Source organism: Virgifigura deserti (genome assembly GCA_003576685.1).
GTDB lineage: Bacteria > Pseudomonadota > Alphaproteobacteria > Dongiales > Dongiaceae > Virgifigura > Virgifigura deserti.
Genome location: QOZR01000001.1, coordinates 127916 through 142054 on the forward strand (window position 1 = coordinate 127916; position 14139 = coordinate 142054).

The window sequence follows — 14139 nt, forward strand, 5'->3', positions numbered from 1 at the left end:
CATGAGTAACGGAACGCAGACGCTGTCTGACCTGAAGGACCTGGGTCAGGCGGCCGCGCCGACGACGGCGCCCTTGGCCGAACCGAAGATCGACGCCGAGGGGCGCGCCTATGCCACCGGCAAGCGGAAGAATTCGGTGGCCCGTGTCTGGATCAAGCCGGGCTCCGGAAAGGTTCAGGTCAACGGCCGCGAGAGCGAGGTCTATTTCGCGCGGCCGGTGCTGCGCATGGTGCTCAACCAGCCCTTCGGCGTGACCAATCGGGTCGGTCAGTTCGATGTGATCTGCACGGTGACCGGCGGTGGCCTGTCGGGCCAGGCCGGCGCGGTGCGTCACGGCATCAGCCGGGCGCTGACCTATTACGAGCCGGCCCTGCGCGGCGCCTTGAAGGCGGGCGGGTTCCTGACCCGCGATTCGCGCGTCGTCGAGCGCAAGAAGTACGGCAAGGCCAAGGCGCGACGTAGCTTCCAGTTCTCGAAGCGCTGAGTCCGCGGGAGCATCGGCGTTTTTTCAGAAGGGCGCTCCTGCGGGAGCGCCCTTCTTGTTTTTGGCCGGTGTCTTTGTCGAACTGGTCGAAGCACGACCGAACTCAACTCGAGGAAGAACGGTAATGGCGACGACGAACAGATTGCGGATCGGCATTCTCGGTGCGAGCGGATACACCGGCGCGGAGCTGGTGCGGCTGCTGACGCGTCATCCGGAGAGCGAGATCCGCCTGCTGACCGCGGACCGTCAGGCCGGGCGTCCTCTGGCAGAGGTCTTCCCTCATCTGGGCGGTCTCGGCCTGCCGGATCTCGTGAAGGTCGAGGATGCCGACTGGAGCGGTCTCGATCTCGTCTTCTGCTGCCTGCCGCACGGCACTACGCAGGAGATCATCGCCGGGCTGCCGCGGCACCTGAAGGTCGTCGACCTGTCGGCGGATTTCCGGCTCCGCGATCCGACCGCCTATGCGCAGTGGTACGGCCATGAGCATCGGGCGCCGGCCCTGCAGCAGGAGGCCGTCTACGGCTTGACGGAGCTGAAGCGCGACGCGATCCGCCCCGCCCGCCTGGTCGCCAATCCCGGCTGCTATCCCACATCGGCGCAGCTCCCGCTGGTGCCGTTGTTCGAGGCCGGCGCGATTGAGCGCGACGACATCATCATCGACGCCAAATCCGGCGTGAGCGGCGCCGGTCGCGACGCCAAGCAGGCCAACCTCTTTGCCGAGGTGACCGAGGGCATTCACGCCTATGGCATCGCCGGCCACCGCCACGCGCCGGAGATCGAGCAGGGGCTGAGCGAGATCGCCGGCCGACCGGTGACGGTCAATTTCACGCCGCATCTGATGCCGATGAGCCGCGGCATCCTGTCGACGATCTATGTCCGGCTCGCGAACGGCGCGGGTGCCGATGACCTGCGCCGCACACTGCAGGAGCGCTATGACGGCGAACCTTTCGTCCGCGTGCTGCCGGCGGGCGCGGCGCCGGCGACGCGCCATGTCCGCGGCTCCAACCATTGCCTAATCGGCGTGTTCGCCGATCGCGTTCCGGGGAGGGCGATCCTGCTGTCGGCTATCGACAATCTGGTCAAGGGCGCCTCCGGCCAGGCCGTGCAGAACATGAACCTGATGGCGGGCTTTCAGGAGACCGCCGGACTCGAGCAGGGGGCCTTGTTTCCATGAGTAGCAACATCCTGCCCTACGGCGATAAGCGGCCCCGCATCGCCGCCGATGCCTTCGTCGCGCCGACAGCGGTGATCATCGGCGATGTCGAGATCGGCTCCGGCGCCAGCATCTGGTTCGGCTGCGTGCTGCGCGGCGACGTCAATTCGATCCGCATCGGCGCGCGCACCAATATCCAGGACGGCACCATCATCCACGGCAATCACGAGAGCGAGGAATTCCCGGCGAAGGGCGTGCGGACCGTCATCGGGTCCGACGTGACCGTGGGGCATATGGCGGTGCTGCATGCCTGCACGGTCGAGGATGGCGGGTTTGTCGGCATCAAGGCCTGCCTCCTCGACGGCTCCTATGTCGAGTCGCAGGGCATGGTGGCCGCCGGCGCGCTCGTCACGCCAGGCAAGCGGGTCCGCCGCGGCGAGCTATGGGCCGGCAGCCCGGCAAAGCTGCTGCGGCCGCTGACGCAGGCCGAGCTGGATTACTTTCCCTATTCGGCGCGGCATTACCGCGAGCTGGCCGACAGCTATCGAATGGGTAACGGCTGAGCTGTCCGAACCGCGGGAGTGACCGGTCGGCTGCCAGAGGGGCAGGTTTGGAACTTGCCCCTACCATGTCGGAAGCGAGTCACTCTTCCGGACCGAGCGTCTTGGCCATCGCGTAATTGTGGATGAGGACGCCTCGGAGTTGAAAGTCGCGACGCTCGAGTAAGGCGAAGTCCTTTCGCGCGAACAGGGGGCGCGCCGCCTCGCTGGCTTCCACATACAAGCGGGTCATGCCACGCTCGAGCGCAACCTTCTCCAGTTCGTCATACAGGGCGGACGCGACTCCCGTCCCGACCACGTCAGGCCGGCAGAAAAGATGATCGATGTGGCCGTCCGCCTCCAGGTCGCCATAGGCGATCGGATCTCCTTCATTGTTGACGACGACGAGAAGAATGCGTCCGTCCGTGGCAACCTCGTCGAACTGGTGCGGGTCAGGCCTGCACGGCGCCCAGGCCTCAACCTGCTGCGCGCTATAGTTGCGTCTGCCGGTCTCCCGGATAGCGTCGAAGAAGAGCGCACACAACCGTTCCGCATCAGCTGTCTCGTAAGGACGTATCTGCACCGCAAGTCTCTCTCATTCGCGCAGAGGGTAAATGTATATCTCTTAAATCCGGCTCAATCGTTGAGGGTGCCTCAAGGCACCCTGACGCCGGTGGCCTCCGAGACCGCCGCGTCCAGGCCGTGGAGCGGAAAGGCGGTCGTGTTGGTGCCGCCACTGGCCGCATGGTAGGTGAAGCGCAGGGTCTCGCCGGCGAGCCAGGCGTTGAACGGATCCGTTGGCTTTATCACGTCGTCGTCCGACGACCACGCCTTCCAGAAGGCGACCTTGCCGCCGACATGCCCCCACAGCGCGCCTTTGCTTTCGCCCGCCCGGCGGACGACGTCCGTGTCGATCGTCTCGCCGCCGTCGATGCGATAGCTCGGCATCGCGCCGGCGAAACCCGAGCCGTCGCCCAGATGAACCTCGGCGATGATCTGATAGGTATCGTCGCTGTGCCGGGGCCAGAGATAGAGCGTGTTGCCATCCTCGTTGGTAATCTTGGCGGCGCGGAGGGCCACATCGTCCGCGGGCGCCTGCGTGACCGTCCATTCGGACGCCATGGCCGGCAGAGCGAGCAGAATGGAAAGGGTGAAGCCGGCGAGGAGCTGCATCATGTCGCTCACCCGGCCTATGCCCTTACCTTGACATAGGAGCCGGGCGCGTCCTCGATCACTGCAAGCTTGCCGTCGCCGGGCCGTCGCGCCGAGACCTTGCCACCGCCGAACCGGGCGATCCAGGTCGCCCATTCCGGCCACCAGGAGCCGGGATGCGGCGTCGCCGTCTTCAGCCAGCTTTCGGGCGACTCCGGCAGCTCGTCATTCGTCCAGTACTGGTATTTCTCCGCCTCCGGCGGATTGACGATGCCGGCGATATGCCCGGAGCCGGCCAGCACGAACCGGACCGGTCCCGAATAGAGCTGCGTCGCCTTGTAGGTCGACTTCCACGGCGCGATGTGGTCCTCGCGTGTCGACAGGATGAAGCTCGGCGTCTTGATCCGCGTGAGGTCGATCGGCACACCCTTCAGGGTGATGCCGCCGGGCTGGACCAGAAGGTTCTCGTGATACATCCGGCGCAGATAGAAGCTGTGCATCGCCGCGGGCATCCGCGTCGCGTCCGAGTTCCAATAGAGCAGATCGAAGGGGAAGGGGTCCTTGCCGAGCAGGTAGTTGTTGACGACGAAGGACCAGATCAGGTCGTTGGCGCGCAGCATGTTGAAGGTGGTCGCCATCGCGCCGCCCTCGAGATAGCCCTTCTGGCTCATCCGCGCCTCGAGCGCCTTCAACTGCTCCTCATCAATGAAGACGCCGAGCTCGCCCGGCTCGGAAAAGTCGACCATGGTCGCGAAATAGGTGGCGCTGGCGATTCGGTGCTCGGCCTTGGCGCCTTTCTTCGCACCCGTCTTTCCTGCCCCCTTCTTCCCCGCCATGTAGGCGAGCGTGGTCGCGAGCAGCGTGCCGCCCAGGCAATAGCCGATCACGTTGGCGTCGGGCTCTCCGGTCGCCTGCTCAATGGCGTCGAGCGCCGCCAGCGGACCCTCCGTCATGTAGTCCTGGAAGCTTTTGGCGGTCAGCCGCTCGTCCGGGTTCACCCAGGAGACGACGAAGACCGTATGACCTTGCCCGACGGCCCATTTGATCAGCGAGTTCTTCTCGCGCAGGTCGAGGATGTAGAACTTGTTGATCCAGGGCGGAATGATGAGCAGCGGCCGCCGGTAGACCTCCTTGGTCGTCGGCTCATATTGCAGGAGCTGGATCAGGTCGTTCTGGAACACGACCTTGCCCGGCGTGACGGCGATGTTCTCGCCGATACGGAACGCCTCCAGATCGGTCATCCGGATATTAAGCTGGCCTTTGCCGCGCTCCAGGTCGTCGAGCAGGTTCTGCAGGCCCTTCAACAGGTTCTCACCGCCGCTCTCGACGGTGGCGCGGAGTACCTCGGGATTGGTCAGGACGAAATTGCTCGGCGCTAGGGCGTCGACGAACTGACGGGTGTAGAAATCGACCTTCTGCGCGGTCTTCTCGTCCAGGCCCTCGACCTCCTGCACCGTCGATTGCAGCCAGCGCGCGGACAGGAGGTAGGACTGCTTGATGAAGTCGAAGACCTCGTTCTCCTGCCAGGCGGCATCGCGGAAGCGGCGATCCCCAGGCGCCGGCTCGGCGACCGGCGCGGCGGTTTCGCCCATCATCCGGCGGGCGGTCGCCTGCCACAGATTCATGTAGTCCTGCCACAGCGTCATCTGCGCTTGGACCAGCGTCGCCGGGTCGGCCATCAGCCGCTTCGTCATCTCGAGGAAGGCATTGCCGATGCTGAGCGGGTCCGACATGCCGACGCCATTGCCGGTGCTGGCCTGCTTGGCAAGGAATTCGGAGACGATTCGCTGCGACCGCTCGGCGATCTCCGCCATCGTTCGAGAGAACGCAACGGGATCGGGCTGCGACGAGTTGGCGCCCTGTTGATCGGTCATGTCGCCTTCCTCTATGATCGAATTCTGCTGCATGGCCATGAATTATGGCTGTTTAGATGGGGCTGGGACAGAATGATGCCAACTGCCGATCTCGGGCGATGCGATGTCGCGGTGCGGCGGCGAAGCGCCGATGATCTGCTTGTAAAAATAGATCCGGTCCCGGAACAGCACAACCGGAACCACGGGTTACCTCGGCCGGCGATGCAGGCAGCATCGATCGCCCTGGCTACCCCGATCGCCGGCTGCAGCGTGATCTCCCAGCCAGCCGGAACCGAGGCGCCGTTTCCGAATCTCGGGGCCATTTCCGATGGGCAGCCGCCGGCATCCTCGTCGGAGGAACGACGGGCGCTGGCCGATCGGCTCGCAGCCGACCGTCTTGAGGCCGGCCATCTTGAGGCCGGCCGGGCGAAAACCGATGTCACGGGCGCCCCGAAATCCGGTTCCTCGACTGATAATCTCGACTAACGCGCGGAGCGGCGGTAAATACAGGGGGCGGGCTGGGCCCGTGATCCCCGGCGTCGAACGCGTCCGATAATCGAAAAGAAAAAGAAACTATTCCGATATGGTTGGGTCATTGCCTCCTGATTTGTCCAAAGTTCTCGCCCGCGCGGAGGAGTGCCGATGAGTGAATCGTTGCGCGTGGGAATCGCCGGGCTGGGAACGGTCGGTGCCGGCACGGTCAGGCTGCTGCAAACGCATCGCGCGCTGCTCGCGGAGCGCTGCGGGCGGCCGATCGAGGTCACGGCCGTCTCGGCCCGCGACCGGCGGCGCGACCGGGGCGTGCCGCTCGACGGGTTGCGCTGGTGCGACGATGCGCTGGACTTGGCGCGGGATCCGGAGGTCGATGTCGTCGTCGAGCTGATTGGCGGCTCCGACGGGCCGGCCAAGACGCTGATCGAGGCGGCGATCGCCAACGGCAAGCATGTCGTGACCGCAAACAAGGCGCTGCTCGCCCATCACGGCACGGCCCTGGCGCGGGCGGCGGAGGCGGCGGGCGTCGGCATCGGCTACGAGGCCGCGGTCGCTGGCGGCATCCCGATCGTGAAGGCGCTGCGCGAGGGTTTGGCGGCCAACCGGATCGAGCGTCTCTACGGCATCCTGAACGGCACCTGCAACTACATCCTGACGACGATGCGCGAGACGGGGCGGGAGTTCGCCGACGTGCTGGTCGACGCGCAGCGACTCGGCTATGCCGAGGCCGACCCCAGCTTCGACGTCGACGGCGTGGACGCCGCGCACAAGCTGGCGATCCTGACCAGCCTCGCCTTCGGCTGCGAGATCGATTTCGACGGGGTGCATGTCGAAGGCATCCGCCATGTCTCGGCAATCGACATCGCCTTTGCCCAGGAGCTGGGCTATCGGATCAAGCTGCTCGCCGTCGCCCAGCCGACCGAGCACGGCATCGAGCAGCGCGTCCACCCCAGCATGGTGCCGCTCGGCACGCCGATCGCCAATGTCGAGGGCGTGTTCAACGCCGTGGTGACGGAGGGCGACTTCGTCGGCCAGAGCGTGGCCGAGGGGCGGGGCGCCGGGGCCGGGCCGACCGCCTCGGCCGTGGTCGCCGACCTCGTCGACATCGCCCGCGGCCGCGCGATGCCGGCTTTCTCGGTGCCGGTGTCGGCCCTGCGCCCGCTGTCGCCCTCGCCGATCGAGCGCCGGCGGGGCGCCTTCTATGTGCGGCTGATGGTGGTCGACCGGCCCGGAGTGATCGCCGGTGTCGCCGCCGCGCTGCGCGACGAGGCGGTATCGATGGAAGCGATGATCCAGCGGGGCCGGGACCCCGAAGAGGTGGTGCCCGTGGTTCTGACGACGCATGAAACGGACGAAGCGGCGATGCGCCGTGCGCTCGACCGGATCGCCGGCCTCGATCCGGTGGTCGAGCCGCCGCGCATGATCCGCATCGAGACGCTTTGAGCAGTTGACACGCAGACCGGGCGGCGGCCCTCATGTTTCGCCCCTCGACAGGCTCGGGGTGAGGAAGTCAACATGAGGTCTCTTCCTCATCCCGAGCTTGTCGAAGGGTGAGGACGGGCGGGGCTAACCGGCCGGAACAGAAAAAGAGGGAAAGAATGTCCGAGACGATGGATCGCAACCTGGCCCTCGAGGCCGCGCGCGTGACAGAGGCGGCGGCGCTGGCGGCGTCGCGCCTGATGGGACGGGGCGACGAGAAGGCGGCCGACCAAGCCGCGGTCGACGCGATGCGCCGCGCCCTGAACAGCCTGTCGATCGAGGGAACCGTGGTGATCGGCGAGGGCGAGCGCGACGAGGCGCCGATGCTCTTCATCGGCGAGAAGGTCGGCTCCGGCGGGCCGAAGATCGATATCGCGCTCGACCCGCTAGAGGGCACGACGATCACCGCCAAGGGCGGGTACAACGCGATGGCCGTCGTCGCCATGGCCAATGAGGGCGGGTTCCTCAATGCGCCCGACGTCTATATGGACAAGATCGCGGTCGGCGGCGGCCTGCCCGACGGGGTTGTCGACCTCGACGCGGCACCGGCGGAGAACCTGAAGAACCTGGCGCAGGCCAAGAAGGTCGACATCTCCGACATCGTGGTCTGCATCCTCGACCGCCCGCGCCACGCGGAACTGATCGGGCAGGTGCGTGCGGCCGGCGCCCGGATCATGCTGATCGGCGATGGCGATGTCAGCGGCGTCATCGCCACGTCGCAGCGGGACAGCGGCATCGACATGTATCTCGGCAGCGGCGGCGCGCCGGAGGGCGTGCTGGCGGCCGCGGCGCTGCGCTGCATCGGCGGCCAGTTCCAGGGCCGCCTGCTGTTCCGCAACGACGACGAGCGCGGCCGGGCGCACCGCTATGGTATCGAGGACCTGGACCGTAAATACAGCCTGCTCGACCTCGCCCATGGCGATGTGATGTTCGCGGCGACCGGCGTGACCGACGGCACCATGCTGCGCGGCGTCCGCCGCTTCCATGGCGGTGCCACGACGCATTCCATGGTGATGCGATCGAAGAGCGGCACCGTCCGGGTGATCGAGGCGCAGCACAATTTCACGGTGAAGACCGGGTTCGAGCCGGGGGACCGATAAGCCGGTCCCGAGCTCGGCAGGAAGCCGTTCAATTGATGGACCCAAGTAGCTCCGTCGGCAGCCCCGGTAGCGATCCGGCGAGCGTCCTCGGCGTCGAGCGTTCGGTCCGCGGGCGGCGCTGGCGGGCGCGGCTGGCGGATGCGCGGGTCGGCATGGCGCTGGCCCAGCGCCTCGGCCTGCCGGAGCTGGTCGGCAGCCTGCTCGCGGCGCGCGGCGTCACGGCGGACGAGGCTAGCCTGTTCCTGAACCCGACCTTGCGCGCGCTGCTGCCCGACCCGTCGCAGTTCAAGGACATGGACCTGGCCGTCGCCCGGCTGGTGCGGGCGGTCGAGCGGGGCGAGGGGATCGCGGTCTTCGGCGACTACGACGTCGACGGCGCGACTTCCTCGGCGCTGCTGCAGCGCTTCTTCGCCGCCGCCGGGGTGCCGATCCGAACCTATATCCCCGACCGCATCGCCGAGGGCTATGGCCCCAACGCGCCGGCGCTCCTGCGCCTGAAGGCGGAGGGTGCGGCGGTGGTGGTGACGGTCGATTGCGGCATCACCGCCTTCGCCCCGCTGGCGGCGGCGAATGCGGCGGGGCTCGACGTGATCGTCCTCGACCATCATGTGGCCGAGCCGCAGCTGCCCGAGGCGGTGGCGGTCGTCAACCCGAACCGGCTGGACGAATCGGGCGCCTGCCGCCAGCTCGCCGCGGTCGGCGTGACGTTCCTGCTGGTGGTGGCGCTCAATCGGGCGCTCAGGGCCGCCGGCTGGTACCGCGACGGGCGGGCGGAGCCGGACCTGCTGCAATGGCTCGATCTGGTGGCGCTGGGCACGATCTGCGACGTGGTGCCGCTCACCGGCCTCAATCGCGCCCTGGTGGCGCAGGGGCTGCGGATGATGGGGCGGCGCGGTAATCCGGGCCTGGCGGCGCTGGCCGACGCGGCGGGCCTGACCGAGCGGGCCGGCGCCTATCATGCGGGCTTCGTGCTCGGCCCCCGGGTGAATGCGGGCGGCCGGGTCGGCGCGGCCGACCTGGGATCGCGGCTGCTGGCGACCGACGACGCGGCCGAGGCGGCGGCGCTGGCCGCGCAGCTCGAAGCCTTCAACGGCGAGCGCCGCGCGATCGAGCAGCAGGTGCTGGCCGAGGCCGTCGCCCGCGTCGAGGCCGACTCGGCCCCGGAAACCTCATTGGTCCTGGCGGCGGGCGAGGGCTGGCACCCCGGCGTGATCGGCATCGTCGCCAGCCGGCTGAAGGAGCGCTATGCCCGGCCGGCCTTCGTCGTCGCGCTCTCCGACGGCATCGGCAAGGGCTCGGCCCGGTCAGTGCCGGGCGTCGACCTCGGCAATGCGGTGATCGCGGCGCGGCAGGCCGGGCTGTTGCTCAATGGCGGCGGCCACGCGATGGCGGCCGGCTTCACGGTCGAGGCGGCGCGGCTCGACGAATTCCAGGCCTTCCTCGCCGCCCGCCTGAGCGAGGCCGCGGGCAGCGCCGGGCCGGTGCAGCCGACGCTGGGCCTCGACGGGGTGCTGACCCCCGGCGCCGCGACGCCGGACTTCGCCGGCCTGCTGGAGCAGCTCGGCCCGTTCGGCGCCGGCAATGCCGAGCCGCGCTTCGCGATTCCGGCAGCGCGGCTGGTCCGGGCCGACGTGGTGGGCGAGGGGCATGTCCGCTGCATCGTGACCGGCCCCGACGGCGGCCGGCTGAAGGCGATCGCCTTCCGCTGCCTGGAGAGCGAGCTCGGCCGGGCGCTGCTGCAGAGCGGCGGCGTGCCGATCCACCTCGCCGGTCATCTGCGGGCCGACCGCTGGCAGGGGCGCGAGGGGGTGCAGTTCCTGATCGAGGACGCGGCGCCGGTCTACGGCGCGGTCTGAGCGGGTGAGGCGAGGGGGGCCTCGCCAGCGGACTCGAAAATTAACCCCATGCAAAGGCGGAAGCGACATCGGAAATGTCGCGATCGGGACAGTGCGGCGCCGTGTCCGACTGCCCGCGGTAGAGAACCACAGAGACGCAGAGAAGAGGATTTTTCCTCTGTGTCTCCGTGCCTCTGTGGTGAACCTTCTCGCCGTTACCGCGCCGCGACGACCATGATCTCGACGAGATAGTCGGGCGTGGCGAGCTTGCTTTCGACGGTGGCGCGAGCGGGGCTGTTGCCCTTCGAGACCCAGCCGTCCCAGACCGCGTTCATCTCGGCGAAGCCGGCGATGTCGGAGAGCCAGATATTGGCCGAGACCAGCTTCGACTTGTCGCTCCCGGCCTCGACCAGCAGGCGGTCGATGCGGGCGAGGATCTGCTTCGTCTGCTCGGCCACGGAGGGCACCGGATCGTCGGCGACCTGGCCGGCGAGATAGACGGTGTTGCCGTGGATGACGGCTTGGCTCATGCGCGGGCCGGCTTCGATGCGGGTGAGGCTCATGGATGACGCTCCTTATCTGTTTACGAGTTGGGTCTGGATTCCGATATCGGGAGGGTGGACCTCGCCTGGGACGCGGAGTATGGCCGATCCGCGCGGCGGAGGTAAGGCCCAGAACCGGGTTGCTTTTCCCGCCGCCGGACGTTAGACCATCGCTGGCGCGGCCGCCTCACGTCCCCATCGTCTAGCGGTCTAGGACATCGCCCTTTCACGGCGAAAACACGGGTTCGAGTCCCGTTGGGGACGCCAATCTTTTCAAGCATTTGAGGAGAATGGCGCCCGCCGGGCCGGGAACGTGCCCAACTATTGCCCAATATCCCGAGCGGGACTCAGCGGCCTTTGATCACCCCGGCAATGCCCGCCGGCGGTATGTCAATTGGCCGCCACGCCCTGGGCGGATTCGCAGGCTTCCCACCGCCGCCTCCCAAGCAAGCGCTTGGCGGCGCGGGGAACGTCTGGTCGGAACGGCTACTGCTCAGCGGGCAGCCGAGTGGCGGGAACATAGGGCACAGAGCCGGGTTCTAGGACACACTGCACCACCTCCAAGGGGCCGTTCGGCGGCGAACGCGAATGGTCCGCGTCGTGCCAATCCTAGAGGAGGCTGTCATGTTGATGTTGAGCCGATTGTCCGCCGAGTTCGTCGGGACGTTCTGGTTGGTCTTTGGCGGCGTCGGCAGCGCGGTCTACGCAGCCACCTTCCCAGAGACCGGCATCGGGTTCCTGGGCGTCTCCCTGGCCTTTGGGCTGACGGTCGTCACCATGGCCTATAGCATCGGGCATATCTCCGGCAGCCACTTCAATCCCGCCGTGACGGTCGGGCTCTGGGCGGGCGGGCGGTTCCCGGCCGGTGACGTGTTGCCTTACGTCCTGACCCAGGTCGTCGCCGGCGCCGTGGCCGCGGTTCTCCTCTACAGCATCGCACGGGGACTCCCTGCGTTCGACCTGGAGACCAACGGCCTCGGCGCTAACGGCTACGGTGCGCATTCGCCCGGCGGCTATTCGCTCCTGTCCGGGTTCACGGCCGAGGTGCTGCTGACCCTCGTATTCCTAATCATCATCATGGGGGCGACGCACAGGAAGGCGCCAGCGGGGTTCGCGCCCCTCGCGATCGGGTTGGGGCTGACGCTCGTCCACCTCATCAGCATTCCGATCACGAATACGTCGGTCAATCCGGCCCGCAGCACCGGGCCCGCGCTTGTGGTCGGCGGCTGGGCCCTTCAGCAACTCTGGCTGTTCTGGCTCGCGCCTTTGATCGGCGGCGCGCTCGGAGGGGCCGCCTACCGGGCGCTGTTCGAGGGTTTGCCGGCGGCGCCTGCGATCACAGGCGAGCCGCCCCCCGCGACCTGAGAGATGGCGTCCGCGCACAGGGCGCCGACCGTGCCGACCCGAATTCGAGAACACGCCCCGGCACGATCGGTCGGGCCGCAAACGAAAAGCGCGGCCGATCTGGGGCTGGCCGCGTTTGGAAATTGGGAGCCTTCCGGGAAACAGGACAATGCAACGGAATACGCGTCTCGCACGAAATTGCTACACTGACAATCCGCCGTGCACGCGCTGACGGCCGCGTGCGCCGCGGGAATAGGCTCACGGTCCCGGCGAGGCGCCGATGTCCTCGGTGCCGATATCTTCGGTGAAGGGCAGGTCAATGGTGCAGCGCAGGCCGTCCGGGCGGAGGTCGCGCGCCACCGTGCCGCCGAGCTGATAGGGCAGGGCCTCCTCCAACAGGCGCGAGCCGAAGCCGCGGCGGCAGGAGACTGCAACCGGCGGGCCGCCACGCTCCGCCCATCTCAGCCGCAGGCGGCGTCCCGCTCGCGACTCCCTCAGGCGCCACGTCACCCGCACCCGGCCCGCCGGGGTCGAGAGAGCGCCGTACTTGGCCGCGTTCGTCGCGAGCTCGTGCAGCGCCATCCCGAGCATCTGCACGGCTTTCGCCGTCAGCCGGACCTCGGGGCCGGTGAGACCGACATGCGCATCGGTCCGCCGATAGGGCGTGAGCTCCGCCGCGATCAGCGTGCGGAGCGGTGCGCCCTCGCGCCGCCCATCGGCTAAAAGCTTGTGCGCCCGCGCCAAGCTGTTGACGCGATCGACGTAACGCATTGTCTCGGTTGTCGCCGGCAGGGTGCACGCCGCCACCGAAACAACCGTGCTGAGGCTGTTCTTGAGCCGGTGGTTCAGCTCCTCGGTCAGCCACGCCTGGTGCGTCTGCGCCAGCTTGCGCTCGGCGAGCTCGGCGAGGGCGGCCCGGTGAAGGCGATCCCGGTCGGCGATCATATCGGCCAATTTCAGGCTCAGTGCGGTGAAAGCGGCCAAGCGGGTCATGATCTCGACCGTGCCGGCATCGAACCGGCGCGCCTTGTCGTGCGATAGGATCCAGATCGTGCCGATCGGCTGCCCGTCGCCGGCGTCGAGGGGGAGGATCAGCGCCTCGACGATCGGCGGGTGCACGTCGCGGAAGTAAGGGAAGACGCGGGACGGCCGCGACAGCAGGACGGTCTCGTTCCGGTCGAGGCAGATGCCGCAGGGGCTGGCTTCGCGCGGCGTGGAGCCACCAACATAGGGCTTGAAGTCGCCGGCCAGCGCGGTCCAGCGGAAGATCGTGTTTCCCGCGGGCGTCCGCTCCAGGAGGCTCACGCCAGCCGATCCCGCATCGCAGAACTCCACCGCCAGCTCGACAAAACGGTCGAGCAGCCCGTCGAGCTGCGCCGTCATCTGGCGCGCCATCTCGTGCATGGCCTTGATTTCGTCGAGGGGATCCAAGGCGCGCCGGGGTCGTGTCGACAGCGCGTCGGTGATCAAAAAGTCCTCGGGCCATGTCCGCCGGCTTGTTTCGAGCATTCCACAAGGCCTCCTAACCTCGGCGAGATAGAAGCGACATGCTGCCTCGCAAGAGCACGCGAGAAAACGCCATGCAAGGAGACACGCAGAAGGCTGCCGACAATAGCGCGAATTTATCTGGAATACCCGCGAAAACGAGCCGCCGTCCGGTAGACGAAGGCGCGAGTCGCCCGCCGGGTCCGGTACATTTTCGGATATTCTGTTAGTCAAGCCCTGAGTGGCTCTAGGCATCCGAGACACCGCCCCGCCGAGCCGCTCGGCGAAGTCCAAAAGCGACTCCCCCTCCGCTCAAAGAGTGCGAACGAGATCCGCCACGGCGGAGCAAATCATCTGACGAAGTATGGCGCGATTCCTGTCGGCTTGAATGGGTTCCGTATGCGCCGGGAGATGCCGGCCCGGCGCGCCCGAAGGATCGAGGTGCGGCCAGGGCCGGCTGCGGCGCGAGGTGGCGGCCACCGCGCCGCGTGTGCCGAGCGCGTTCGGCGAGCTGCTCATCGCGCGCTGCGGCCCGGCTCGTAGTGCCGCAATCATGCGACACACGACTCGAAGACGTCGCCGAACTCCGCACGCGGATTCCGCTCCAGACGGCCGGCGATCAGCCGGGCCATGGCCACCGAAGCCGCGCGCTGATCATCCGAAACCGTGTTCCGGAGAACT

The 14139-nt window shown here is 67.6% G+C and carries 12 protein-coding genes and 1 tRNA gene; 8 read left to right on the plus strand and 5 right to left on the minus strand.

The annotated features are described in order from the left end of the window. Position 1: 1 nt before the first annotated feature. The 3 genes from rpsI to DT069_RS00670 all read left to right on the plus strand — a co-directional run bounded on the left by rpsI (position 2) and on the right by DT069_RS00670 (position 2200). Entirely contained in the window at positions 2-484 is a 483-nt protein-coding gene (gene rpsI / locus DT069_RS00660; protein ID WP_119458343.1) for a 30S ribosomal protein S9, read from the plus strand. A gap of 124 nt (positions 485-608) precedes the next feature. After that, the gene (gene argC, locus DT069_RS00665) at positions 609-1658 is read left to right on the plus strand and encodes an N-acetyl-gamma-glutamyl-phosphate reductase (RefSeq protein WP_119458344.1); all 1050 of its coding nucleotides are present in this window, start codon (positions 609-611) and stop codon (positions 1656-1658) included. Then, entirely contained in the window at positions 1655-2200 is a 546-nt protein-coding gene (locus DT069_RS00670) for a gamma carbonic anhydrase family protein (protein ID WP_119458345.1), read from the plus strand. The genes argC and DT069_RS00670 overlap by 4 nt, the downstream gene beginning before the upstream one ends. A gap of 79 nt (positions 2201-2279) precedes the next feature. Here the strand turns inward: DT069_RS00670 and DT069_RS00675 are convergent, their stop codons facing one another. The 3 genes from DT069_RS00675 to DT069_RS00685 all read right to left on the minus strand — a co-directional run bounded on the left by DT069_RS00675 (position 2280) and on the right by DT069_RS00685 (position 5202). Continuing rightward, the gene (locus DT069_RS00675) at positions 2280-2759 is read right to left on the minus strand and encodes a GNAT family N-acetyltransferase (protein WP_119458346.1); all 480 of its coding nucleotides are present in this window, start codon (positions 2757-2759) and stop codon (positions 2280-2282) included. 71 nt (positions 2760-2830) lie between these two features. Next, the gene (locus tag DT069_RS00680) at positions 2831-3352 is read right to left on the minus strand and encodes a hypothetical protein (protein ID WP_119458347.1); all 522 of its coding nucleotides are present in this window, start codon (positions 3350-3352) and stop codon (positions 2831-2833) included. A 14-nt stretch (positions 3353-3366) separates the two neighbouring features. Continuing rightward, positions 3367-5202, minus strand: coding sequence for a PHA/PHB synthase family protein (locus DT069_RS00685; protein WP_119458849.1), 1836 nt, complete (start codon positions 5200-5202; stop codon positions 3367-3369). Positions 5203-5823: 621 nt separating this feature from the next. Between DT069_RS00685 and DT069_RS00695 the strand changes: the two genes are divergently transcribed. From DT069_RS00695 to recJ, 3 genes are all read left to right on the plus strand, one after another. Next, positions 5824-7116, plus strand: coding sequence for a homoserine dehydrogenase (locus tag DT069_RS00695; RefSeq protein WP_119458349.1), 1293 nt, complete (start codon positions 5824-5826; stop codon positions 7114-7116). 167 nt (positions 7117-7283) lie between these two features. Next, positions 7284-8252, plus strand: coding sequence for a class II fructose-bisphosphatase (glpX, locus tag DT069_RS00700; protein WP_119458850.1), 969 nt, complete (start codon positions 7284-7286; stop codon positions 8250-8252). Positions 8253-8287: 35 nt separating this feature from the next. Continuing rightward, entirely contained in the window at positions 8288-10108 is a 1821-nt protein-coding gene (gene recJ / locus DT069_RS00705; protein WP_119458350.1) for a single-stranded-DNA-specific exonuclease RecJ, read from the plus strand. 194 nt (positions 10109-10302) lie between these two features. Here the strand turns inward: recJ and DT069_RS00710 are convergent, their stop codons facing one another. Further along, positions 10303-10650: a RidA family protein gene (locus DT069_RS00710; protein ID WP_119458351.1), complete on the minus strand. Its 348-nt coding sequence runs from the start codon at positions 10648-10650 to the stop codon at positions 10303-10305. A 170-nt stretch (positions 10651-10820) separates the two neighbouring features. Here DT069_RS00710 and DT069_RS00715 point away from each other — a divergent pair. Both DT069_RS00715 and aqpZ read left to right on the plus strand, forming a co-directional pair. Further along, positions 10821-10896 (plus strand) — tRNA-Glu (locus DT069_RS00715). A gap of 357 nt (positions 10897-11253) precedes the next feature. Further along, positions 11254-11994 (plus strand): aquaporin Z, encoded by a 741-nt coding sequence (gene aqpZ, locus DT069_RS00720; RefSeq protein ID WP_425449905.1) that lies wholly within the window; start codon positions 11254-11256, stop codon positions 11992-11994. 237 nt (positions 11995-12231) lie between these two features. On the opposite strand, the gene DT069_RS00725 is transcribed toward aqpZ, so the two are convergent. Next, a complete protein-coding gene (locus tag DT069_RS00725; protein WP_162912892.1) occupies positions 12232-13482 on the minus strand; it encodes an HWE histidine kinase domain-containing protein in 1251 nt (416 codons plus the stop codon). Positions 13483-14139: the final 657 nt, after the last annotated feature.

What these genes read in the sequence shown, in the direction of transcription:
- rpsI (WP_119458343.1), top strand. Translation starts at nt 2, where the DNA reads ATGAGTAACGGAACGCAGACGCTGTCTGACCTGAAGGACCTGGGTCAG.
- argC (WP_119458344.1), top strand. Translation starts at nt 609, where the DNA reads ATGGCGACGACGAACAGATTGCGGATCGGCATTCTCGGTGCGAGCGGA.
- DT069_RS00670 (WP_119458345.1), top strand. Translation starts at nt 1,655, where the DNA reads ATGAGTAGCAACATCCTGCCCTACGGCGATAAGCGGCCCCGCATCGCC.
- DT069_RS00680 (WP_119458347.1), bottom strand. Translation starts at nt 3,352, where the DNA reads ATGATGCAGCTCCTCGCCGGCTTCACCCTTTCCATTCTGCTCGCTCTG.
- DT069_RS00685 (WP_119458849.1), bottom strand. Translation starts at nt 5,202, where the DNA reads ATGACCGATCAACAGGGCGCCAACTCGTCGCAGCCCGATCCCGTTGCG.
- DT069_RS00695 (WP_119458349.1), top strand. Translation starts at nt 5,824, where the DNA reads ATGAGTGAATCGTTGCGCGTGGGAATCGCCGGGCTGGGAACGGTCGGT.
- glpX (WP_119458850.1), top strand. Translation starts at nt 7,284, where the DNA reads ATGGATCGCAACCTGGCCCTCGAGGCCGCGCGCGTGACAGAGGCGGCG.
- recJ (WP_119458350.1), top strand. Translation starts at nt 8,288, where the DNA reads ATGGACCCAAGTAGCTCCGTCGGCAGCCCCGGTAGCGATCCGGCGAGC.
- DT069_RS00710 (WP_119458351.1), bottom strand. Translation starts at nt 10,650, where the DNA reads ATGAGCCTCACCCGCATCGAAGCCGGCCCGCGCATGAGCCAAGCCGTC.
- aqpZ (WP_425449905.1), top strand. Translation starts at nt 11,254, where the DNA reads ATGTTGATGTTGAGCCGATTGTCCGCCGAGTTCGTCGGGACGTTCTGG.
- DT069_RS00725 (WP_162912892.1), bottom strand. Translation starts at nt 13,482, where the DNA reads ATGCTCGAAACAAGCCGGCGGACATGGCCCGAGGACTTTTTGATCACC.